The sequence below is a fragment of the Streptosporangium nanhuense genome (genome assembly GCF_059358815.1).
In genome coordinates, this window is record NZ_JCADBG010000070.1 from 1 (window position 1) to 4,189 (window position 4,189).

The following is a 4,189-nucleotide window of genomic DNA, read 5'->3' on the forward strand; positions in this document are numbered from 1 at the left end:
TTCGACGCGCCGTCCTGGTTGATCGCCGAACCACGAAGAACCGCGAGCACCTGGTGACCGTTGCGCCGCGCGTCCGACAACCGCTCCAACACGAGGACGCCCACGCCCTCGGACCAGGTCGTGCCGTCGGCGGCGTCGGAGAACGCCTTGCAGCGGCCGTCAGGCGACAGCCCGCCCTGACCGCTGAAATCGACGAACACCAGCGGCGACGCCATCACCGTCACGCCGCCGGCCAGGGCCAGGCCGCATTCACCCGAACGCAGGGCCTGAGCCGCCATGTGCATCGCCACCAGCGACGACGAACACGCCGTGTCCACCGTCACCGCCGGGCCCTCCAACCCCAGCGCGTACGCGACGCGACCGGTGACGACGCTCCCGGCGCTGCCGTTGCTGACGAAGGTCATCACGTCCGGCGGGAAATCGGCACTCGTCCCGTAGTCGTGGTAGATCACCCCGGCGAACACGCCGGTGCGGCTGCCGCGCAGCGAGACCGGGTCGATCCCGGCCCGCTCGATCGCCTCCCAGGAGGTCTCCAGCAGCAGGCGCTGCTGCGGATCCATCGCCAGCGCCTCACGCGGAGAGATCCCGAAGAAGCCCGGGTCGAAGTCGGCCGCGTCGCGGATGAATCCACCCTGGAAGTCCAGCTCGCCGCGCGTCTGCCAGCCCCGGTCCCGTGGCAGCGGGGTGATGGCGTCCTGGTTCTCGGCGACCAGCCGCCACAGGTCCTCCGGAGAGCTCACCCCGCCCGGGTAGCGGCACGCCATCGACACGATCACGATCGGGTCGTCCGCCACCGGCACCGTCGCCGACGGCGTCCCCGCGTGCGCCTGCTCGCCCGGCACCTCGCCCAGCACCTCGGCCAGCAGGAAGTCCGCCAGGACGGCCGGGGTCGGGTAGTCGAACACCATCGTCGCCGGCAGGCTCAGGCCGGTCGCGGCGCGGAGCGCGTTGCGGAGCTCGACCGCGGTCAGCGAGTCGAACCCGAGGTCCTTGAAGGCCCGCTCGACCTCGACGGCCTCCGCGCCGGAGTGCCGCAGCACGACGGCCACCTGCTCGCGGACCATGCCCCGCAGGACCTGCGACCGCTCGCCCGCCGGCAGCTCGCGCAGCCGCGCCCGCAGGGCGGAGACGGCCGACTGCTCGTCCTCCCTGACGGCACGTCCCGCCTCGGCCAGGCTCAGCACCTCGGGCAGATCGCCGAGCAGGGCGCTCTGCCGTACGGCGGTGAACGTCAGGGCGAACTGCTCCCAGGCGATGTCCGCGACGGCCACCGTCGCGTCCCGGTGCGCGACCGCCCGCCACAGCGCGGTGACGGCCGCTCCCGGCGCCATCGCCCGCACGCCGCGCCTGGACAGGTAGTCCTGTGCCCCGTCGGCGGCGGCCATGCCGTCCCCGGCCCACGGGCCCCAGGCGACCGAGGTCGCCACGACCCCGCGTGCCCGCCGCCCGTCGGCGAGGGCGTCGAGGGCGGCGTTGGCGGCGGCGTAGGCCGCCTGGCCACCGCTGCCCCACACCGCGGCGATCGAGGAGAACATGACGAAGAAGTCGAGCTCGCGGTCGCCCAGCAGCGCGTCGAGGTTCAGCGCGCCGGTGACCTTCGCCCGCATCACCTCGGCGAGCTCGGCGGCGTCCAGCCCGTCCAGGCTGTTCGCCGGGCTGATGCCCGCGGCATGGACCACCCCGGTCAGCGGGCACTCGGCCGGGATGTCGGCCAGCACGGCCGCGAGCGCGTCCGCGTCGGCCACGTCGCACGCCACGACGCTCACCCGGACGCCCAGCGCGGTCAGCTCGTCGCGCAGCCCGGCCGCGCCGTCGGCCTCCATGCCCCGCCTGCTGATGAGTACGAGGTGTTCGGCGCCCTGGGTGGCCAGCCACCGGGCCACGTGAGCGCCGAGCGCGCCGGTGCCACCGGTGATCAGGACCGTGCCGCGCGGTCGCGGCGTGGCGTCGGTGCCCCGGTAGGGGGCGTGAGCCAGCCTGCGGCCGTAGACGCCGGTCGGGCGGATCGCCACCTGGTCCTCTGAGCCGGGCACGGTGAGGACGCCCGCCAGCCCGGTCACCACCCGGCGGTCCAGCGTCCGGGGAAGGTCGATCAGGCCGCCCCAGCGCTGCGGGTACTCCAGCGCGGCCACCCGGCCGAGGCCCCACACACCCGCCTGAGCCGGGATCGGCGCCGTGTCGGACCGCCCGAGCGAGACCGCGCCCCTCGTGACGCACCACAGCGGCGCCTCGACACCGGCGTCGCCCAGCGCCTGCAGCAGGGTCGTCGTCAGCGCCGAGCCGTCCGAGACGTCCGGCTCCGCGGTCTCACGCAGCGCCAGCAGCGAGGCCACCCCGGCGGGCGCCTCGCCGGCGCCGAGGTGCTCGCGCACCAGCTCGGCGAGCGCGGCCCGGTCCTGGCCGGACACGTCCAGCCGTACGGCCGCCGGCCCGAACACCTGGACCGCGGACTCCACCCAGAGGTCGCCGGCCAGCTCCGCGGGCACCACGACGAGCCAGGTGCCCGGCACGACCTCGGCCGAGACGCCGGCCAGCGGCTTCCAGACGACGCGGTACCGCCAGGAGTCCGCGACGGACGTCTCGCGTCGCGCCCGGCGCCACGACGTGAGCGCCGGAAGCACCGAGCCGAGCGTCTCCTGCTCCACGTCCAGCCGTGCCGCGAGGGACTGGAGGTCCTCGCGTTCGATGGTGGCCCAGAACTCCGCGTCCACCGGGTCCGCCGCGGCGGCGGCCCTGGCGGGGGCGCCGTTCTCGGGCCAGAACCGCTGGTGCTCGAAGGGGTAGGTGGGCAGGTCGACCCGGCGGCCGCGCGGCAGCACCGCCCGCCAGTCGACCGGCACGCCGTGCACGTGCAGACGGGCCAGCGCCTCGGTGACGGCCTCGCGCTCGTCCCGGCCGCCGCGCAGCGCGGGCACCAGCACCACGTCCGGGCTCTGATCCGGGTCCGTCGCCAGCGTGTCCTGGGCCATCGCGGTCAGCACGCCGTCGGGGCCGAGCTCCAGGTAGGCCCGTACCCCCTGATCATGCAGGGTGCACACCCCGTCGGCGAAGCGGACCGCGCCGCGCACCTGGTCCACCCAGTAGTCCGGCGAGCCCAGTTGCTCCGCCGTAACCGCCTCCCCGGTCAGGGTGGACACGATCGGGATCCTCGGCGCGCCGTAGGTGAGCCTGCTCGCCAGCGTGCGGAAGTCCTCCAGCATCGGGTCCATCAGCGGGGAGTGGAACGCGTGCGACACCCGCAGCCGCTTCGTCCTGACCTCGCTCTCCTCCAGGGCGGCGGCGATCTCCAGGACCGGCTCCTCCACGCCGGAGATCACCACCGAGGCGGGACCGTTCACCGCCGCGATCGACACCTGGTCCTCGTGCCCGGCCAGCAGCTCGGCGACCCGCTCCTCGGAGGCCCGGACCGACACCATCGCCCCGCCCGGCGGCAGCGCCTGCATCAGCCGCGCCCGGCCCGCCACCAGGGCGCACGCGTCGGTCAGGGACAGCACCCCGGCCACGTGGGCGGCGGTGATCTCCCCGACCGAGTGCCCGGCCAGCACGTCGGGCCGGATGCCCCACGAGGAGACCAGCCGGAACAGCGCGGTCTCCAGCGCGAACAGCGCGGGCTGCGCCCACCCGGTCCGGTCCAGCGCGTCCGCCTGTTCGGCGAACAGGACCTCGCGCAGCGACCCGTCCAGCATCGGCTCCAGCTCGGCGATCACCGCGTCCAGCGCCTTCGCGAACACCGGGAAACGGTCGTACAGCTCCCGGCCCATCCCGGCCCGCTGGCTGCCCTGACCGGTGAACAACACCGCCAGCCTCGGCTCGCCCGCCGCCGCGCCGCGCACCACGCTCGCGCCCGGCCGGTCCTCGGCCAGGGCGTCCAGCCCGGCGAGCACCCCGTCGCGATCGGCGGCCAGCACCACCGCCCGGTGCTCGAACGCCGGACGGGTCGTGGCCAGCGAGAACGCGGTGTCGGCCAGCGCCAGCTCACCGCGCTCCCCCATGTGCGAGGCCAGCCGTCCGGCCTGCGCCCGCAACGCCTCGGCCGTACGGGCAGACACCAGCACCGGCAGCACGTCCGCGCCCGGCGTCACCGTCGCGGAGTCCTCGACCCGCGGGGCCGCCGGTCCCTGCTCCAGGATGACGTGGGCGTTGGTGCCGCTGATCCCGAACGACGACACCCCCGCCCGGCGCGGATGAC

The 4,189-nt window shown here is 75.1% G+C and carries 1 protein-coding gene; it reads right to left on the bottom strand.

The annotated features are described in order from the left end of the window. Nucleotides 1-4,189 (bottom strand): SDR family NAD(P)-dependent oxidoreductase (locus AC5L38_RS43890; RefSeq protein WP_495248760.1); only part of this gene is annotated, 4,189 nt, incomplete at both ends.